Annotated in this window: 1 protein-coding gene; it reads left to right on the plus strand. The window is 48.2% G+C overall.

The window, feature by feature from the left end:
* Positions 1 to 80 precede the first annotated feature (80 nt).
* Positions 81 to 506, plus strand: a 426-nt coding sequence (locus ABD353_RS40300) for a tyrosine-type recombinase/integrase (RefSeq protein WP_344628655.1), incomplete at its 3' end; no start/stop codon positions are given.

Below are 506 nucleotides of genomic sequence, written 5' to 3' on the forward strand. Positions count from 1 at the left end.
ACTGCATCCCTGAAGGTCTTGTGAAAATCAAGGTTAACCGGCGGGACTTCAATAACCATATAGCGCCTGTGCTGGGGAACATGATTGTTGATCAGACCACTAAAGCGCACTGGCTTAACCTTTTTGATGGCATGGGGCGAAGAGTTGTCACTGGTCAGATGCTTGGGCTGATGCAGCGTACGTTCCGTTTTTGCTCCAATCGAGGGGTCATTAATGTGAACCCAATTGAGAGCCTTAGGCGCTCTGACGTAGGTCTCACAGCATCCGTAAAAGATCGCAGATTGAGTGATGAGGAAATCAAAACAGTTTGGAACATCCTTCCTGAAATGAAGTACAGACAACAGCTGATAATGAAGTTTCTCATCATGACTGGCTGCCGGAGTACGGAGATCAGGACAGCAAGATGGGAGTGGTTCGATTTCCATGAGCAAACGTGGACCATTCCGGCAAGCGATTATAAAACCGGGAAATCGGTCAGAAGGGCACTTCCCGAGGCAGTAGTAAGA

The sequence above is a fragment of the Kitasatospora arboriphila genome, from assembly GCF_039528095.1.
Lineage (GTDB): Bacteria > Actinomycetota > Actinomycetes > Streptomycetales > Streptomycetaceae > Kitasatospora > Kitasatospora arboriphila.